This is a genomic window from Staphylococcus sp. HMSC14D10, from assembly GCF_001808125.1.
Lineage (GTDB): Bacteria > Bacillota > Bacilli > Staphylococcales > Staphylococcaceae > Staphylococcus > Staphylococcus haemolyticus.
Map to the genome: position 1 here is coordinate 25,885 of NZ_KV792230.1, position 16,799 is coordinate 42,683.

A 16,799-nucleotide genomic window follows, 5' to 3' on the forward strand; every position below is an offset into this window, starting at 1 on the left:
TTTTTATCATTATTTAGCGTTTGTTAGTTCCTCAGGTACTTCTGGTTCATCAAAATAAGTAGTACAAGGAGTGAATGAAGCTATTGTACCAATTGATTGTAAAAGAAATGTAAATAATTTGATGATTAAATCTAATAATACTGTCATAATTAATTCTCCTCCCTAGGAAAAAAGATTGGTAATAATGTAATGCTCTCAAGTGTAATTCCTAATAAAATTAATTGCTTAAACGGTTCTGGTGCTAAAAATGAAATTATTAATAAAACCATTGTTATGATGACTGATAATAACTTCTTTTTCATTTTTAAGTGACTAGGAATTGGTTGTTTCTTAGTTGCTGAAGGGGCATAGTAAATAATTAAAACAGTCCCAATTGCAACTACAGAATACATAATACCCAGATTCACTTGAAAATATACTAGCAACCAGGGTAATGCTACAAATAAAGCTAAATTTTGAACATGACATAGCAATGATGATTTTGCATGTGCCCCGTGTGCATAACGTCTAACTAAAAAATAACTTACATGTGTAAATAAAGTGTATAGAAATGTATGGAAGATAAGTGCAACACCATATGTCACAATTGTTTTTGATAGATTGCTTACAACAACTTGTAATCCCAATCTTACTTTCAAAAATTGAATATGATCAAGATTATTTTTGCGTTGCAAATATAATGCGAATTGCTCAATCTTATTATCAATTGCTTTCAATGGTGTGCCACTCTCCTTATATCAATTATACAATTTAGTGCAATTGGTCTGGGTACTTATGCTTAACTGTTCAAAATAAATACTTAACTGTTATATTGAAATTACAAGTAATATTTTAACATATAAAATATTACAGTTATGTATAAAAAAATGCGATTTAAGAAATAATTAATTATTTATTCATAGGTTGTGTTTAAATAGACTCATATCACTTACAAGTGATAAAAACTTAATAATCTTAGTCTTTAAATTTAATAGTTATTGTTTGGTAATTGAGTTAAATAATTTTGTTTGTAGTTGCGAAATTATTGACACCTTTACCATATGTTGTAAGTGTTATTAATGGTTATGAAACCATTGCAATAGTAGTAATGTCCCATTAATCATTATTACTAAAGTGACTTCTTGTTTATATGAAGTTTCTTACTTTGTTTTCTTCGTGTAGTTAAACGAGTTCATTAATAAGCCATCCCAACTTATTAATGAACTAAGTAAAGTTACTGAAGTTTAAACTCAGTGGAAAGTGTTTAACTTAGCTATTGTAAGATATAGAAGTTAAATATTTTCAGGATGTAAGCTATCGTAAAATTTTCATAATTAATAACATCCCCAAAAGATTGAAATAACTGTAAAAACATTCCCTTAATATGAAAGTCGCGAGTTCCTCCCAAGCTCGTGACTTTTTTTGTAAAAAAACTGTATCCATATAATTGGATACAGATTAGTAACTATTTATATAGATTTGGTTTTAAATTTTTGAATACAGGAATATTCTCACGTTGAACATCAACTTCATTTAAATTAATATTAAATGCGATTGTGTCCTCATCCTGGCTTAATTCAACTAATATATCACCATTTGGATTGATAATCATTGAATGACCAGCGTAATCAGTATTACCGTCATTTCCAGTTCCGTTACAAGCAACAACAAACATGTCATTTTCAATTGCACGTGCTTGAAGTAAGACTCTCCAGTGATTCAATCTAGGTGTTGGCCATTGAGCTACAAAAAAAGCTATCTGTGCACCATTACGCGCGGGATATCTTAATAACTCTGGAAATCTTAAATCATAACAAATAATTTGTGTAGCTTGAGTACCTGAAGATAGAGGAAATGGTTCTGGTACTGTTTTGCCATCTTCTAAATATGTCGGCTCATCTAGCATAGGGACTAAGTGAACTTTATCGTACTTATTTATTCTATGTCCGTTTTTAGAAACGGTAAATGCAGTATTATAAACTTTGCCATTTCTAATATTTGATACAGATCCAGCTACAATATCGACGTTATATTGTTTAGCTAAGGATTGGATAAAGGGAAAGCTTCTGCTAAGTTCTCTATCTGCTTTCTCATTTAATTCATCCAATGCATATCCGTTATTCCACATTTCAGGAAGAACAACAACCTCTGTATCTTCCTCCAATTTATTTTCGAACCAATTTATTATTTTATTTTCATTTTTTTCTACATTGCCGTATGATACATAAAATTGAAATAATTGTATTTTCATTTAAAAATCTCCTCATCCCATGATTATCTCTAATTTACTAAAATAGAATAAGAAAATCAAAATTTGAAAGTGATGATTAAAATGCTTTATTTTTGAAAATGAATATAAAAAGGACTCAATTTCAACATAGAAATGAATCATAGAGAAACTGAGTCTTGAATTGTTAATCTAATCGATATCAATGAATGTAGATTATTTTTTAATTATTAATCTATTGTTAGTTGGTTGTATTTCTTTTTCACCAGCTTTTTCACGGATGTCACCAAATGGCATTTGAGCAACAAGTTTCCATGAAGCAGGGATGTCAAATTCTTGTGTAGTGATTTGATCTACTAAAGGATTGTAATGTTGTAATGAAGCGCCAATTCCTTTTGAACTTAATGCAGTCCAAATTGCAAATTGATGCATTGCGTTTGTTTGAACTGACCAATTAGCAAAGTTATCAGCATAATTTGGCATTTGTTCTTGTAAACCTTTAATCACATCTTCGTCTTCGAAATAAAGAATTGTGCCATATGCATGTTTAAATCCGTCGATACGTTGTTCAGTTGGAGTGAAATCACGGTCAGGTCCCATCACATCTTTTAATACTATTTTAGTATTGTCCCAAAATTTGTGATGTTGATCATTTAATAACAATACGATTCTAGTAGATTGAGAATTAAAAGCAGAAGGAGTGTATTTAATAATATGTTCTATCATATCTTCTAGTTCTTTATCACTGATTGAAATTGTTGTTTCAGTGCTATAGATAGTACGTCTATCTTCGATTTCTTGTAAAAATGGTTTTGTTTTTGATTTGCTAAATAAGCCCATGTTAAATCTCCTTTGTTTATATATATTATATCTCTAGTATAAATATTATACTTAAATATGTAAAATGTTTTTAACAAAAAATGTCAAAAATATTAATATTTTTTATCATTAACCTTATTTCAATGCATTATATGTAAATATTCTTTATACTGTAAGTGTTATAAAACAAGGAGGTGGAAGATTGATGAAAAAGAAAATAGCTCATACAGGTCTCATTTTAGCTTTAGGCACATCTATGTTAGGGAATGAGAGCATCGTAAAAGCTGCAGAAAATAATCAACAAGCTACGAATGAAGTTAATAGTAGTAAGGTTAGTTCAGACACGGATACCCAAGAACGTCAAAATAGTAGTAATAACATCAATGAAAATCATCAATCTGATACCCAAGATTCAACTGAATTAGAAAAAAATAATAATAATCAAAATAGCGGTGAAAGTGATACATCATCAAATAACGAGAATGATGCTAATCAAAATAGTGATAATACTGTGGATCAAAGTAACGCATCTGATAATAGTAACTCAGGCAGTAATACTGATTTAAATAATGGTGATGACACAAATAATTCTGGAGACAATGATACAAGCAATCCGGATGACGGAGAAAAACCAGGAGATAATGATTCATCAAGCAATCCAGATGACGGAAAGCAGTCAGGAGATAATGATTCAGGCAACCCGGATGACGGAGAACAACCAGGAGACAATGATTCAGTTAAACCAGACAATGGAAACAATCCAGGGAATAATGACTCAGGCGAGCAAGATGATGGAGGAAATAAACCAGGAGACAGTGGCAATCATCAGCAACCACCTAAACATGATGGGAATTCTGGTTCAAATCAAGGTGATAATCATTCAAATTCTGGATCAAATAATGGTTCGCAAAATAATTCCAATAGCAATTCAAATAATAATAGTAACTATCCTGGCAATCATTCAGGACACTCAAGTATCAATGATACAGTAAAACCTAATAAACCCGTTTTTAATAATAATAATGGTTCAACAAACGGAAACCAATCAACTGGTTCTAACCGTCATAACAACACTGTATCTGATTCAATGATCCATCAAATTTTCCCACATAAGAATAATGGCAACTCGACATCTCATTCTAACAGAAATCAAAATCAATCAATTATGAGTGGGTCTAATACTAACCAATGGCACTATGGCGATAACTTACAACAAAATCATCGACAAAGTCATATTGAAACTTATTCAAATAATGACAATATGCAAAGTGAAGTTCCGGTTTATAGCAAGTCAATGCTATTAAATAGATTAAATAGTTTAGCAACTGGTTCATATAAATACAATCCATATATTATAAATCAGGTAAACCGGTTGGGGAATAATAATGAGTATATCTCGAATCAAGATTTTTACAGGCTTTTCCGAAAACAATCATTTAATAATGAATACTTAGATTATTTACAAAAAGGTTCTAACTATTTCAGATTTGAATATTTTAACCCTTTGAATTCGAAAAAGTATTATAAAAATTTAGATGAGCAAGTATTGGCACTTATAACTGGGGAAATTGGATCTATGCCTGAATTGAAAAAGCCAAGTGATAGAGATAAAAAAGAGGATGCAGATATACAGAGCCATGATGATGATAAAATTATAGAAACCAATGAAAAAAGTAAAGAAGCGGAAAATAAAGACAAATATAAAAACATAAATATTGCTTTAATTACATCTATAATTATGATTTTCGTAGGTGTTACAGGTAGGTTTATTTATAGGAAAATTAAAAACTAAAATAGAAAACGCATCTATTATTGTCATTTAAAATGATGAGATTAATAGATGCGTTCATTTATTAAAATAGAAAATGAATTATAAAATTACTTTGTTCTTGTAAATGTTTAACTGTGTCACCAAAGAAAAATTGGACTGCCACTACAAAACCATTTTGTAACATATGAATGATAATTGGAACCGCAATACGTCTAGTTAAAACATAAGCAAGAGAGAATAACATACCCATACCAAAATATATGAAGAAAAATTTAACATCGTTATGTGCTATCGCAAATAAAATTGAACTTACTATTGAAGCGATTAAGAACGCAACAATTCGATTTCCTTTAATTTTATTATAGATTTCACCAAATATAACTTTTCTAAATATGTATTCCTCTAGAATTGGGCCAACTATTGAGATTAATAATATGAAAACTGGAAGCTGTTTTGCAATTGCCATAATTCTCTCAGTATTTGGACTTTGCTGTGGTTGTCCAACTAACCACATAGTGATTAAACTAGCTACCATTTGATAAATCATCACGACAACAAATCCTAATAAAGCCCAAGGTAAAATGTAGCGTTTAGGTTCTTTATAACCTCGCTCCAGTGTTGTTGGATTTTTGATAATACTATTTAACCAAATTATTAATAATGCTGCTATTACAAATAAAATAACTTGAGTGTATACGCCCGCTTTAGCTAGTTCCATCCCTTTTAAATCTTTAAAGAAAGGTAATTGCTGTGCAAGTAAGGGTAAAAACTGTGCTAATCCATAAATAACAATGGTAAGAAATGCTACCCAAATTCTCCTCATACTATTCCTCCAAAAAAATTAATCAATATTAGTTAGTTTATCGCAAAATTGTAAGTTATACAAAATATAGATAACCTTTCGCTTGAAAAATTGACCAAATTTGATTAATATAAAATATAGATTAGCACTCATTATATTTAAGTGCTAAAAAGGAACCTGTTAAGGAGGAACGATCATGCTTAAACCATTAGGAAATCGTGTGATTATTGAACGCAAAGAACAAGAACAAACAACTAAAAGTGGCATTGTACTTACTGACAGTGCAAAAGAAAAGTCTAACGAAGGTATAGTAGTAGCTGTTGGAACTGGACGAGTTTTAGACAATGGTGAAAAGGTTGCTCCAGAGGTTAAAGAAGGAGATCGAGTTGTATTCCAAGAATACGCTGGCTCAGAAGTTAAACGTGGAGATGAAACATACTTAATTTTAAATGTTGAAGATTTACTTGCTATAATTGAAGACTAAAATTTATAAATAATAATTAATAAGTAATAATAAACTATTTTAAACAATGGAGGTATAATCAATGGCTAAAGACCTTAAATTTTCTGAAGATGCAAGACAAGCTATGTTACGTGGTGTCGATAAATTAGCTAACGCCGTTAAAGTTACAATCGGACCTAAAGGACGTAACGTTGTATTAGATAAAGAATATGTAGCACCATTAATTACAAATGATGGTGTCACAATTGCTAAAGAGATTGAATTAGAAGATCCTTATGAAAATATGGGAGCTAAATTAGTTCAAGAAGTTGCTAATAAAACAAACGAAATTGCTGGTGATGGTACAACAACTGCAACTGTATTAGCACAAGCAATGATTCAAGAAGGGTTAAAGAATGTAACAAGTGGTGCTAACCCAGTAGGATTACGTGAGGGTATTGATAAAGCAGTAAGAGTAGCTGTTCAAGCTCTACACGATATTTCTCAAAAAGTTGAAAATAAAAATGAAATCGCACAAGTAGGTGCAATTTCTGCAGCAGATGAAGAAATTGGTAAATACATTTCTGAAGCAATGGATAAAGTTGGTAATGATGGTGTTATTACCATTGAAGAATCAAACGGACTAGATACCGAATTAGAAGTTGTTGAAGGTATGCAATTTGATAGAGGGTATCAATCACCATACATGGTTACAGATTCAGATAAAATGATTGCTGAGTTAGAAAGACCATATATTTTAGTAACAGATAAAAAAATCTCTTCATTCCAAGATATCTTACCTTTATTAGAACAAGTTGTTCAATCTAGTCGTCCAATCTTAATTGTAGCAGACGAAGTTGAAGGAGACGCTTTAACAAATATCGTATTAAACCGTATGCGTGGAACATTTACTGCAGTTGCAGTAAAAGCACCTGGATTTGGTGATAGACGTAAAGCAATGTTAGAAGACTTAGCTATTTTAACTGGAGCTACAGTTATTACAGATGATTTAGGTTTAGAATTAAAAGATGCTTCAATCGATATGTTAGGTAGTGCTAATAAAGTTGAAGTAACAAAAGATAATACTACAGTTGTCGATGGTGATGGAGATGACAATAGTATTGATGCACGTGTGAGTCAAATTAAAGCACAAATTGAAGAAACTGATTCTGACTTTGACAGAGAGAAATTACAAGAACGTTTAGCTAAATTAGCTGGTGGCGTTGCAGTCATTAAAGTAGGTGCTGCATCTGAAACTGAATTGAAAGAACGTAAATTACGTATTGAAGATGCCTTAAACTCTACACGTGCTGCAGTTGAAGAAGGTATTGTTGCTGGTGGTGGTACTGCATTAGTAAATATTTATAATAAAGTAGATGAAATCGAAGCTGAAGGTGATGTTGCAACAGGTGTTAACATCGTACTTAAAGCTTTATCTGCACCTGTACGTCAAATCGCTGAAAATGCTGGGCTAGAAGGTTCAGTTATTGTTGAAAGATTAAAACATGCTGATGCAGGTGTTGGATTTAACGCTGCGACAAATGAATGGGTAAACATGCTTGAAGAAGGTATTGTAGACCCAACTAAAGTGACACGTTCAGCTTTACAACATGCGGCAAGTGTTGCTGCGATGTTCTTAACTACAGAAGCAGTAGTTGCAACTATCCCTGAACCAGATAATAATGATAATCAAGGTATGGGTGGCATGCCAGGTATGATGTAAAACGACCAATAAACGTTGATTTAAAGGTATTTGGTCATTTCATATGACATAATAATGACATAAAAATCCAGAAAATAAAAAATGCCGTTTGATTCAGCTGAACTAAACGGACATTTAAAATAATTCTTTTGAGACGTTTTCCATGAGTTGACTAAACTTGTGGGAAGCGTCTTTTTTGTATGAGTTGGTAATTTTTGCGTAGATGTTCATTGTGGTATTTATATCTTTGTGGCGTAATCGTTCTTGTATTTCTTTGATATGTACACCTGCCTCAATAAGTAGGGCGCAATGTGTGTATCTGAACGAGTGCGTGCTTATTTGCTTGTTCGTTATATCAGTCTTTTTAAGTATAGCTTTTATCCATAATTGCAACTTTTTAATCACAAGTGGATAACCATTTACATCAGTAAATACGAAATTATTATCTACATAAAGTTCATTTTTCCATGTATCCTGGACGTTTACCTTATAATCTTTGAGTAATTGAATCACATGGGGATCGACTGAGATTTTACCGATAGAGCTTTCAGTTTTCGGTGTAAGTATCTGATAATGCTTTTTATTGTTATTCGGATTGTAATAAGTCTTGGTAATACTAATTGTGTTATTCTCAAAATCTATATCAGACCACTTTAACGCTAACAATTCGCCTGCTCTCATGCCTGTATATGCCAATGTGGTAAATACTTCAAAGCTATTTTGTGGTGAATGGTGATACTTAGCAACCTCCAGGAATTGAAATAATTCATCTTTTTCAAGAAACTTTTTGTGTATCTCAATATCCTCTAATTCTTCCACACTTACTTTCTTTTTAGGTCGTTTAATACCCGCACTAGGCAATACTTTTATTAATCGCATTTCATACGCATATTTAAAAATCATATTAGTAGAAGCCACAATACTATCAACATAATTCTTGCTATACTGTGCGCTCATATCGTCGACAAAGCGTTGATAATCATGTTTCTTGATGCTTTGTATTGGTTTAGTATTAAAACGCTCTATGGCGTGTTGTATGGCTTTCTTACGTGCTCTCACACTACTTACTTTTACATCATTAGCATACTGTTTAAGCCAATCATCAGCTACTTGTTTGAAGGTGCTAGAAGAAGGGGCAATATAATCACCATTTCTTAATTGACGTTCAATCATTTCAGCTTGATGTTTAGCGTCTGATTTACGTTTAAAGCCAGTCTTAGAGATATATTCATATTTGCCAGTTTCTGTATTTTTACCTAGTGAAATACGATAACGCCAGTTATTTTTAGCGATTTGGTCATAGCTTGCCATAAGTGTCACCTTTTCTTATATTAGATCATCTTCTTTTACCATTTTACTCATAAGTTTTTCCATAGAATCATTAAAATTCATATATTTAATGTGTTCAAATAGTTCATCGCGTTTCTGTTGCTCTTTTTTTGAATAATCATTTAAAACACTAGAATCTTCTATACTTTTTAAAATGTAAGGGTGTTCTTTGATATGTTCAATAATAGTCAAATTTATCTTTTTATAAATCTCGTCCAACATGCTAGGAGGTATCTCAATCGTAGCTATATTTTCGCCTAATATTGAAGTTTTTAAGTCATAAAATACTCTATAATCATTTTCAAATAAGAAATTTAATTTATAGTAAGGTTTATCTACTAATAATGGTTTGCTTTTATCATAATTATATTGTGGCATCTCTAATCTTCCGCTTGCTTTCAACTCTTTATATACTTCACTATTTTTATCTATATCTTTAAACTTACCAGTTAGTATTTTGAATTCATTTAATAAGTCTGCACTATTAAAAGGATCTAAAGCGCCAGCAATTTTTTTTAATAATTCGTCACTAGGGTTTGCTTTATTATTTTCAACCCTTGATAAAAAAGCATGTGTAACTCCGATTTTTTTCCCTAATTCTTCCAATGTATAAGGATATTTTTTTCTAGCTTTCTTAATAGAATAACCTATTGTTCCATCGTTTTGCATATTAACCACCTCGCAAGAATTTTATCATAAATGTAACAAAAAAAGATAACATTTTTAAATTTGTACTTGAAATGTTACTGAAATAAGTATATATTTAAAGTGTAATTAATAATTGTTACTAATTTCAGTAACAAAAAATTGAGGTGATTAACATGACAAAAATTAAAGTACTTGAATTACGTGGATTAATTGCTAAAAATGGTCACACTTTGCGTAGCTTTTCGAAAAGTAGTGGTATTTCGTTATCATATTTAAGTTTAATAGTTAATAACAAAGCAACTCCTAGTCCTAAAATGGCCAAAAGAATTGCGGACAACTTAAATGTGGATATTGAAGATATTTTTGAATTTGATTTAAAGGAGGCTTAACCAATGTTCAACATCAATATTGATGAAGAAGAAGCACGTGCTTTATTAGAGCAAGCTATTAATCAACGTGTAGATGAATTGGCAAGAGAAAAATTCTTCATGACCTACAAAGAATTATCTGAATACCTAAATTTAAGTAAACCAACAATTGAGGAGTTACTTATTAATAACGGGCTTAAGTACTATATGGTAGGCAGCACATACCGATTTAAGAAATCTGATGTAGATGAATTTATGGAGAAAATCACATCACATATGGACATACACAACAATGATTTAAAACAGATTAATGTTAAGAAGTTACTTAGCACAATTTAGGAGGATAAAGATATGAAACAACAAGTAGTGATAACAAAAAGCGTCGTCGGTTGGTTTTGTGTGAAAGATGTTGAAGGGAATTTAATTTTAAATATAGCGCCTGATGTATTTAAGAAACATTTTCCTGAAGTTAGTCCTAACATAGCTATTGCATGTATGGAGTTAGATATTAATAGAATTGTCGAACTTAAAGATAAGAAAGTGAGTGTATAGGAAATGGAAATTAAACAAAAATATCAATTATCAAAAGTGGTTCAAGTATTAGAAAAAGTATTATATGAAAAAGATAAGGACATATTCTTATCAGCGAAAGATAGATTTCATTCCATAACGGATTACCGCAATGATGATACAGCATTTTATGAACACATTTTAAAACTAGTTCATAAAGAGTTATTTAACATTCTTGCTGAATTAGATTTTGAAGATGAGGCATTTTCTATTCTTGATGAAGTAACAATGACATTAAGTGATGTTATGAATGAAGATAAAGAAATTTACTACTATTCCGTTATAGATAACACGGGTGAACATGAACATACAACAGATAGAGAAGGACATGTGATCGGCATTTTAGAATGGGCGTTGGATTATATTGTTGGAAATATTGAAGTGGAGTGAAACAATGGCTGCTAAATTAGATGTGAATAAACAAAATATCATGCGTGCTATCAACTGGATTATTAAAAATCAAGAAGAAATTATATTTGAAAGTCAAAGTCAGTTAAGTTTCTTCAGTCGTGAAGATTTGGAGAAAATAGACTACTGTAAGCGTACTTTAGAAAGTTTAATTGAAGCTAAAGAAATTTATAATAAAAAAATTAGTTAAGGAGTTAAGCAATAATGGAGTGGGAATTAAGAAATTTATTTGATGATTTAGAAGTAGTACAAGAGAAAATTAATGATGTCGTAACATCTTTTGTTTGGTTTGATGATGAGTATTTCACACATGAACCTAATCATATGTTAACTAAAAAAGAAATATATACGCATGGCTGGAAATATCATGAGCATCGTATCAAAAACACACAGGTTATTGATTTAATGCTTATGTATATGAAAGATTTTGATGACATTATGAAGAAAATCCGTGAAATAGAAAAAGCGTCATCTGATATGAATAGTTTGGCGACTATATCAGATAACGCATAGAACTTTAATAATCTAACAACAGAGTAATTAAGGAATTACACATTTTTATTATAACATCTTTGCTCTGTTGTTTCATTAGAGGTGAAGAAATTGAACAAAATCATATTAGAACACGATACACAAGTTTCTGTAATTTGGTATGAAAGTTTGGACTCGAGATCGTTTAAAAAGTTTTCACAGCCTAAGTGGAGTGAGTTAGTTAATAGGTTATCAATTCCACAAAATAATACAAATAAATATGCTCGTGGTGTTGCTGTATATGGTGATATAAAAGATGGCACGGATGAATATGGAAACGAATATAAGAAATACCGTAACAATGACAACGTGATTTATCGTGATGTCCTAGTGTTGGACTACGATGATATACACAAGTTGAAACCACTGCACGATGCAATTACAGACACTTTAAAAGGCGTTGCGTGGTTTTGGCATACTACGTTTAATCATCAAACAGAAAGCCCTAGAATACGCTTGTATGTGCCATTAAATGAGCGTGTCAATGCAGATGATTACCGTAAGTACACAAAAGTGTTAGTAAGCAAGATAGGTCATCCAGTAGATGAGGGGAGCTTTCAACCTAGCAGAGCTATGGCGTTACCTGTATATCAGCAAGATAAATATCCATTCTTACACCAATATAATGACGCCCCACTTTTGAGGACTGAAAAATTAAAAGAATGGTCGAATGAAGTAAAAGTTCATGAAGATAAACCAATAACCGTTACTTATAACAAACGTGACAGTGCGTATTGGCGTGAAATTGCATTCGGTGTAGGTGAAGGTGAACGCAATAAAACATTAGCATCTTTAACAGGGTACTTATTACGTCGGTATGTGGACGCTAACCTAGTTTATGGATTGGTAAGTGCATGGGCGATGACCTGCACTCCACCTATTGATCAAAAAGAAGTTAATAGAACATTCAAAAGTATTTTGAAAAAAGATAGTAAAAACAAATAAGGAGGTCATTATTTGGAAGATGTAAGCAACGAAGATGTGTTTGAACTTATTGAGGAAACTAGTGCGAATAAACCATTTAGACAAGAAGTTATCCCTAAAGGTTATGAAATTGAACAACATCAAAATGGTGTGGCGCTTTATCAAATTATTCCTAGTAAAAAAGATGGCGAACTAGATAAGAAAATATTTATCACTAATACAATTCCCCAAATTACTGAACGATTCGAAGATATTGAAAGCAATGAAGTGAGTTTTAATATGCTTTTTTATGATAATCATTTACCAGTGAATTTAGGTGTTAGTGCTGAAGAAATATCTGATAGTCGTCAATTACTGAAATTAGTTAATCGAAAATTAGATGTAACTTCAACCACTTCAACTAGGTTGATTGACTATATTAATAAGTCAAAACGATATAATCCACCAGTAAATGTTAATGTGGCCACTCGTTTGGGGCATGTGAAAGGATATTTTATTTATCCCTATCAAGAAGAAATGAAGAATAGCAACATAAAGTTATTTAATAATGATAAGGGATTTCAGAAATTGATAGATTCGTTTCAAAGTAAAGGCACACTTAATAGTTATTCAGAAAATGTATTCAATAAAATTAAAGACTTTCCTATGGTTATGGCCATGTTATATGCGTCACTTGGTTCAGTATTGTTACGTGAATTTGGACTACAGCCTTTCATTGTAGAAATATCGGGCAGTACCTCAACTGGTAAGACATTTACATTGAATTTAGTATCTAGTGTATGGGGGACAAGTGATCTTATTAGTACATGGGGTTCTACGAAGAACAGTATTGAAGCAATGGCATCATTCTTAAATTCATTTCCAATGTTTAAAGATGATACACGTAATACACATCCCAAATTCGTAGCTAATGCAACTTACAATTTCTCCAGTGGTGAAAGTAAATCAAGAAGTAATATCAATTTAACACTTAATGCCAAAAAAGAATGGCGAAATATAATGCTTTCTACAGGCGAGGCATCTATTTCTAATATGGCAGATGAAAAAGCTGGTGTTTCTGCCCGTGTCGTAACGTTACAGGATCAACCATACCCAGATAACTTTGATTTTACCACTTTAGATAAGGCATTTCGAGAAAACTACGGAACATTAGGCGTAGCATTCATCAAGCAATATAAATCAAAAAAAGAGGCATACAAGAGTGCATTTGAAAGTTATCAACGGTACTTTAATCAAAAAGGTAGTAATGAAATCATGCAACGTTTAGGACGTGCATTTGCATTACTACAGGTTACTGGCGAAATACTAAATGATATTGAGGGATTTGAACATGATCATTTTAAAATAATTGAACAAGCCTATGACAGCATGATTAGAAATAATAAAACGATAGATAAACCTAAACAGCTATTAGAGGAATTACTTCAGTATTTAGATGCGAATAGAAATAATATTGCTGGTGATGGTTATAGTTCTGTCAAAAATGGTGATATCAAAGCAATATTTAAACGTGATTATTTATGTATATTGGGTCAAACTGTACACGATAAATTAGGTCATGAAATGCATACTATTACAGGCCAATGGGGCAAAAAGGGATATTTAATTAAAGGTGAAAAAGATCGCTTGCAAAAAAGGGTGAGTCACAAAAACGTTAAGTATAGAGGATTTGCTATAAGACAAGAAGTACTAGAAGAATTAGGATTTGATTTCTCGAATTCTCATAATCCTTATTCAGATTATTAAATAGTTCCCAAAGTTCCCGATAAGTTCCCGTTAAAAATATACAAACGGGAACCCTAAAACTACTTTAACCACAAGCAATTAAGGTTAATAGTTCCCGAAGTTCCCGATAGATAATAATATTATTTATTATTTGAAAATGAACAATGTTATAAGTTTTTAACATATATGAAAGAAAAATTTTAATGGGTACAGCGGGAACTAAGTTTATTCAATGCCTATATATCAATGGTTTGACTAGTTCCCGATAAGTATTTTGGACCGGGAACTCAACGGGGACTAGTTCCCGATTATAAAAACATGGAGGTCAAAAATGACAACAATTACAGAGCAAGGGTATCAACAGTTTAAAATGTTAAGCAATAATATGATGTTTAGAAAACATGTTAAAGATAGTCAAAATGAAATTACTAAAATTTTAATGAGTTTATTAATGTGTGGACCTACAAAAATGCATAAAACCATGTTGAGTAGAGTGCTACTGCTTCGAGATAAATACTATTTATATATTAGTGGTGGATCACTACATTTATTTACTAGAGATTTTAAAGGTGCGATTTCGTTTAATGTTAAACAAACTAATCCAAAACATATTGATTACTTTACTGATGATTGGATCGTTGAAATAGATAATTTAAATTCTCTTAAAAAAGGTTATGGCAATCAGTTAATGAATGAAGTTTTAGAGATAACTTCTGTTATGAAAGTTGATGTTTGTTTATGGACTGAAACGACGTCTAATACGAGATATTTTGAAAAATATGGTTTTGAAAGCATCGGTAAACGTGGAAGAGCGAAAGAAAATTTGATGATTAAGAGAAAAGAGGCATAGCAATATGAACATTGAAATTATACCGAATCAGTTTGAAACAAGAGCAGGTACTTTATTAAGATATTACGCAGGTTTATTAGAAAGTAGTAGAGATAATCATTTTGCTTTCAAAATATATAATGATCCATTCGATATGGTCTATGTGATGACGAAAGAGAAGTTATACGGTCATGTATATATTAAAGATTGCAAAGTGAGACAATCGTTCGAATTAGCGTCTCCTGAGCACACTGAGGGGCTTATAAGAAGCATTGAGGGGCACTATGCAGGTTATGAAATACCAGATGGTACACATGACACTATAAGCGATATGATGGCTAGTTTTATGTTTGATAATGATTATTTTATGTATGAACTTGAGACGTTCGCAGAAAGTAATAATAGTGACATGTTCGACTACATGAGTAGAGATTTCAATATAGATGAACTTGAGGGCGTTCAAACTAGTAATGCAGATGTTATAGGTAATATAGAAGCATTGTATCAGTTAGCTACTGGAATTAATGAACCAGCACCAGAGTTAGTTGAGGGCTTGAAAGTCATTACTGAGTTTATTCAGAATGAGAAGGCGAATGAAGTTGATAGTAAAGTATTAATTGAACGATTGAATGAGTTAAAACACTCTTATTACAAAGGTGTGAAATCATAAATTTATCGGTCATGCACTTAGTAGGTGCATGGCTTTTTATATATAAATCGTAATTGTTAAGATTTGTTAATGATTTTAGATTGAGTTAAGGCAAAAACGAACATAAGTTCTATAATAGAAAGTGTGTGAAATTGTATGAAAAGTAGTATAAACGCTTTATTTATAGTGTTAAATGGAATGTTAAGAAGTTATATAAACGTTACTAAAATAAGAACATTTGTTTGTTATTTAGGTGTAAATTTAGTATAATAGTGTTATAGAAGTAATTATACTTTTATGTAGATTGGTTAGTTTCTTGCTCGCTGAAATCACGAATGCAAAATAGTTAAAAACTGTAAATTGATTGATTTGTTTCATTTAATACCTCCTCATTTACTTAGGTCTGCTCAATTAAGAATGAAATGAGGATAAAACAATGACAATAACAATTGAAAAAGAATTAACGAACGATCATATCAGAGTATTAAACGTATTACGCAACACTAAGCACGAGATTATTACTAAGCAAAATATATTTAATCAATTGAATATGGAATTTAACCGAAACAACGACAGATGGTTAAGAAATACGATTAATAGTTTAGTAGTTGATTATGGTTATCCAATCGGATATAGCTATAAAAAAGATGCAAGAGGTTATTTCATGGTTAAATCTGAGGAACAGAAAGAATTAGCCTTAAGAAGTATCAAGCGTCATATCGAAGGTAGTTTAAAGCGATATGAGGCGTTAAAGAAAACTGAGATTTAAGGTGATGTAGTGAGTGCAGCAATTGAAATTATTCAAGAGAAAGTTAGCGATTACGAATTGTTCACTAGATTTAATACTTACTACATTCAATCAAGAATAGCACTCATAGAAAGTGATATAGAAGATATGTATGACCGAACTACACCTAGTTTATGTAGTGATATTGTATCTGAAAGTATTTACTATGAGAGTTATTCCGTTGAAAATCTAGCAATCGCTATATTAGAAGAACGCCAGAAATTAGAACGGTATAAAAGGAAAAGTCAAAGAGATTTAAACGCCTTTTATACTGTTCTAGGGCGTTTCT

General features: G+C 31.4%; 21 protein-coding genes and 1 pseudogene. 15 read left to right on the forward strand and 7 right to left on the reverse strand.

The genetic code is table 11. The features are described from left to right. Nucleotides 1-9 precede the first annotated feature (9 nt). From agrD to HMPREF3134_RS00995, 4 genes are all read right to left on the reverse strand, one after another. Complete coding sequence (agrD, locus tag HMPREF3134_RS00980) at nucleotides 10-147, reverse strand: cyclic lactone autoinducer peptide AgrD (protein WP_037551251.1); 138 nt, start codon at nucleotides 145-147, stop codon at nucleotides 10-12. 2 nt (nucleotides 148-149) lie between these two features. Then, the gene (locus HMPREF3134_RS00985; RefSeq protein ID WP_070440199.1) at nucleotides 150-716 is read right to left on the reverse strand and encodes an accessory gene regulator AgrB; all 567 of its coding nucleotides are present in this window, start codon (nucleotides 714-716) and stop codon (nucleotides 150-152) included. Between the two features lie 728 nt (nucleotides 717-1,444). Then, entirely contained in the window at nucleotides 1,445-2,230 is a 786-nt protein-coding gene (locus HMPREF3134_RS00990) for a carbon-nitrogen family hydrolase (RefSeq protein WP_070440201.1), read from the reverse strand. Nucleotides 2,231-2,422: 192 nt separating this feature from the next. Then, on the reverse strand, nucleotides 2,423-3,046 hold the full coding sequence (locus HMPREF3134_RS00995; RefSeq protein ID WP_070440204.1) for a nitroreductase family protein: 624 nt from the start codon (nucleotides 3,044-3,046) through the stop codon (nucleotides 2,423-2,425). A 184-nt stretch (nucleotides 3,047-3,230) separates the two neighbouring features. Here HMPREF3134_RS00995 and HMPREF3134_RS01000 point away from each other — a divergent pair, with 184 nt between their 5' ends. Further along, on the forward strand, nucleotides 3,231-4,817 hold the full coding sequence (locus HMPREF3134_RS01000) for an SdrH family protein (RefSeq protein ID WP_070440206.1): 1,587 nt from the start codon (nucleotides 3,231-3,233) through the stop codon (nucleotides 4,815-4,817). 61 nt (nucleotides 4,818-4,878) lie between these two features. Here the strand turns inward: HMPREF3134_RS01000 and mroQ are convergent, their stop codons facing one another. Beyond that, entirely contained in the window at nucleotides 4,879-5,619 is a 741-nt protein-coding gene (mroQ, locus tag HMPREF3134_RS01005) for an intramembrane glutamic endopeptidase MroQ (protein WP_053025122.1), read from the reverse strand. Between the two features lie 175 nt (nucleotides 5,620-5,794). Between mroQ and groES the strand changes: the two genes are divergently transcribed. Further along, nucleotides 5,795-6,082, forward strand: a complete 288-nt coding sequence (gene groES, locus HMPREF3134_RS01010) for a co-chaperone GroES (protein ID WP_016931053.1) — start codon at nucleotides 5,795-5,797, stop codon at nucleotides 6,080-6,082. 61 nt (nucleotides 6,083-6,143) lie between these two features. Next, nucleotides 6,144-7,763 (forward strand): chaperonin GroEL, encoded by a 1,620-nt coding sequence (gene groL, locus HMPREF3134_RS01015; protein WP_037551239.1) that lies wholly within the window; start codon nucleotides 6,144-6,146, stop codon nucleotides 7,761-7,763. A gap of 114 nt (nucleotides 7,764-7,877) precedes the next feature. On the opposite strand, the gene HMPREF3134_RS01020 is transcribed toward groL, so the two are convergent. Together HMPREF3134_RS01020 and HMPREF3134_RS01025 are read right to left on the reverse strand one after the other, a co-directional pair. Beyond that, nucleotides 7,878-9,053: a tyrosine-type recombinase/integrase gene (locus tag HMPREF3134_RS01020; protein ID WP_037559044.1), complete on the reverse strand. Its 1,176-nt coding sequence runs from the start codon at nucleotides 9,051-9,053 to the stop codon at nucleotides 7,878-7,880. A 15-nt stretch (nucleotides 9,054-9,068) separates the two neighbouring features. Then, nucleotides 9,069-9,740 carry a helix-turn-helix domain-containing protein gene (locus HMPREF3134_RS01025; RefSeq protein ID WP_049395137.1) on the reverse strand — a complete coding sequence of 224 codons (672 nt, stop codon included), beginning with the start codon at nucleotides 9,738-9,740 and terminating at the stop codon, nucleotides 9,069-9,071. 152 nt (nucleotides 9,741-9,892) lie between these two features. On the opposite strand from HMPREF3134_RS01025, the gene HMPREF3134_RS01030 reads away from it, so the two are divergent. The 12 genes and pseudogenes from HMPREF3134_RS01030 to HMPREF3134_RS01085 form a co-directional block, all read left to right on the forward strand. Next, the gene (locus HMPREF3134_RS01030) at nucleotides 9,893-10,108 is read left to right on the forward strand and encodes a helix-turn-helix domain-containing protein (RefSeq protein ID WP_016931050.1); all 216 of its coding nucleotides are present in this window, start codon (nucleotides 9,893-9,895) and stop codon (nucleotides 10,106-10,108) included. A gap of 3 nt (nucleotides 10,109-10,111) precedes the next feature. After that, a complete protein-coding gene (locus tag HMPREF3134_RS01035; RefSeq protein ID WP_016931049.1) occupies nucleotides 10,112-10,426 on the forward strand; it encodes a helix-turn-helix domain-containing protein in 315 nt (104 codons plus the stop codon). 12 nt (nucleotides 10,427-10,438) lie between these two features. Continuing rightward, the gene (locus HMPREF3134_RS01040) at nucleotides 10,439-10,639 is read left to right on the forward strand and encodes a hypothetical protein (protein WP_002476297.1); all 201 of its coding nucleotides are present in this window, start codon (nucleotides 10,439-10,441) and stop codon (nucleotides 10,637-10,639) included. Nucleotides 10,640-10,642: 3 nt separating this feature from the next. Continuing rightward, complete coding sequence (locus tag HMPREF3134_RS01045; RefSeq protein ID WP_016931048.1) at nucleotides 10,643-11,047, forward strand: hypothetical protein; 405 nt, start codon at nucleotides 10,643-10,645, stop codon at nucleotides 11,045-11,047. A 4-nt stretch (nucleotides 11,048-11,051) separates the two neighbouring features. Continuing rightward, the gene (locus tag HMPREF3134_RS01050; protein ID WP_070440208.1) at nucleotides 11,052-11,255 is read left to right on the forward strand and encodes a hypothetical protein; all 204 of its coding nucleotides are present in this window, start codon (nucleotides 11,052-11,054) and stop codon (nucleotides 11,253-11,255) included. A 14-nt stretch (nucleotides 11,256-11,269) separates the two neighbouring features. Beyond that, entirely contained in the window at nucleotides 11,270-11,578 is a 309-nt protein-coding gene (gene tscT, locus HMPREF3134_RS01055) for a type II toxin-antitoxin system toxin TscT (protein ID WP_016931046.1), read from the forward strand. Between the two features lie 90 nt (nucleotides 11,579-11,668). Beyond that, the gene (locus HMPREF3134_RS01060) at nucleotides 11,669-12,541 is read left to right on the forward strand and encodes a primase alpha helix C-terminal domain-containing protein (protein ID WP_016931045.1); all 873 of its coding nucleotides are present in this window, start codon (nucleotides 11,669-11,671) and stop codon (nucleotides 12,539-12,541) included. 36 nt (nucleotides 12,542-12,577) lie between these two features. Continuing rightward, entirely contained in the window at nucleotides 12,578-14,266 is a 1,689-nt protein-coding gene (locus HMPREF3134_RS01065; protein ID WP_232594461.1) for a DUF927 domain-containing protein, read from the forward strand. Nucleotides 14,267-14,576: 310 nt separating this feature from the next. Then, nucleotides 14,577-15,095, forward strand: a complete 519-nt coding sequence (locus HMPREF3134_RS01070; protein ID WP_016931043.1) for a GNAT family N-acetyltransferase — start codon at nucleotides 14,577-14,579, stop codon at nucleotides 15,093-15,095. 4 nt (nucleotides 15,096-15,099) lie between these two features. Then, nucleotides 15,100-15,744 carry a pathogenicity island protein gene (locus tag HMPREF3134_RS01075; protein ID WP_070440210.1) on the forward strand — a complete coding sequence of 215 codons (645 nt, stop codon included), beginning with the start codon at nucleotides 15,100-15,102 and terminating at the stop codon, nucleotides 15,742-15,744. A gap of 415 nt (nucleotides 15,745-16,159) precedes the next feature. Further along, nucleotides 16,160-16,492, forward strand: a complete 333-nt coding sequence (locus HMPREF3134_RS01080) for a hypothetical protein (RefSeq protein WP_002476284.1) — start codon at nucleotides 16,160-16,162, stop codon at nucleotides 16,490-16,492. A gap of 9 nt (nucleotides 16,493-16,501) precedes the next feature. Continuing rightward, nucleotides 16,502-16,799 (forward strand): annotated as a pseudogene (locus tag HMPREF3134_RS01085) (hypothetical protein); the annotation flags it as partial.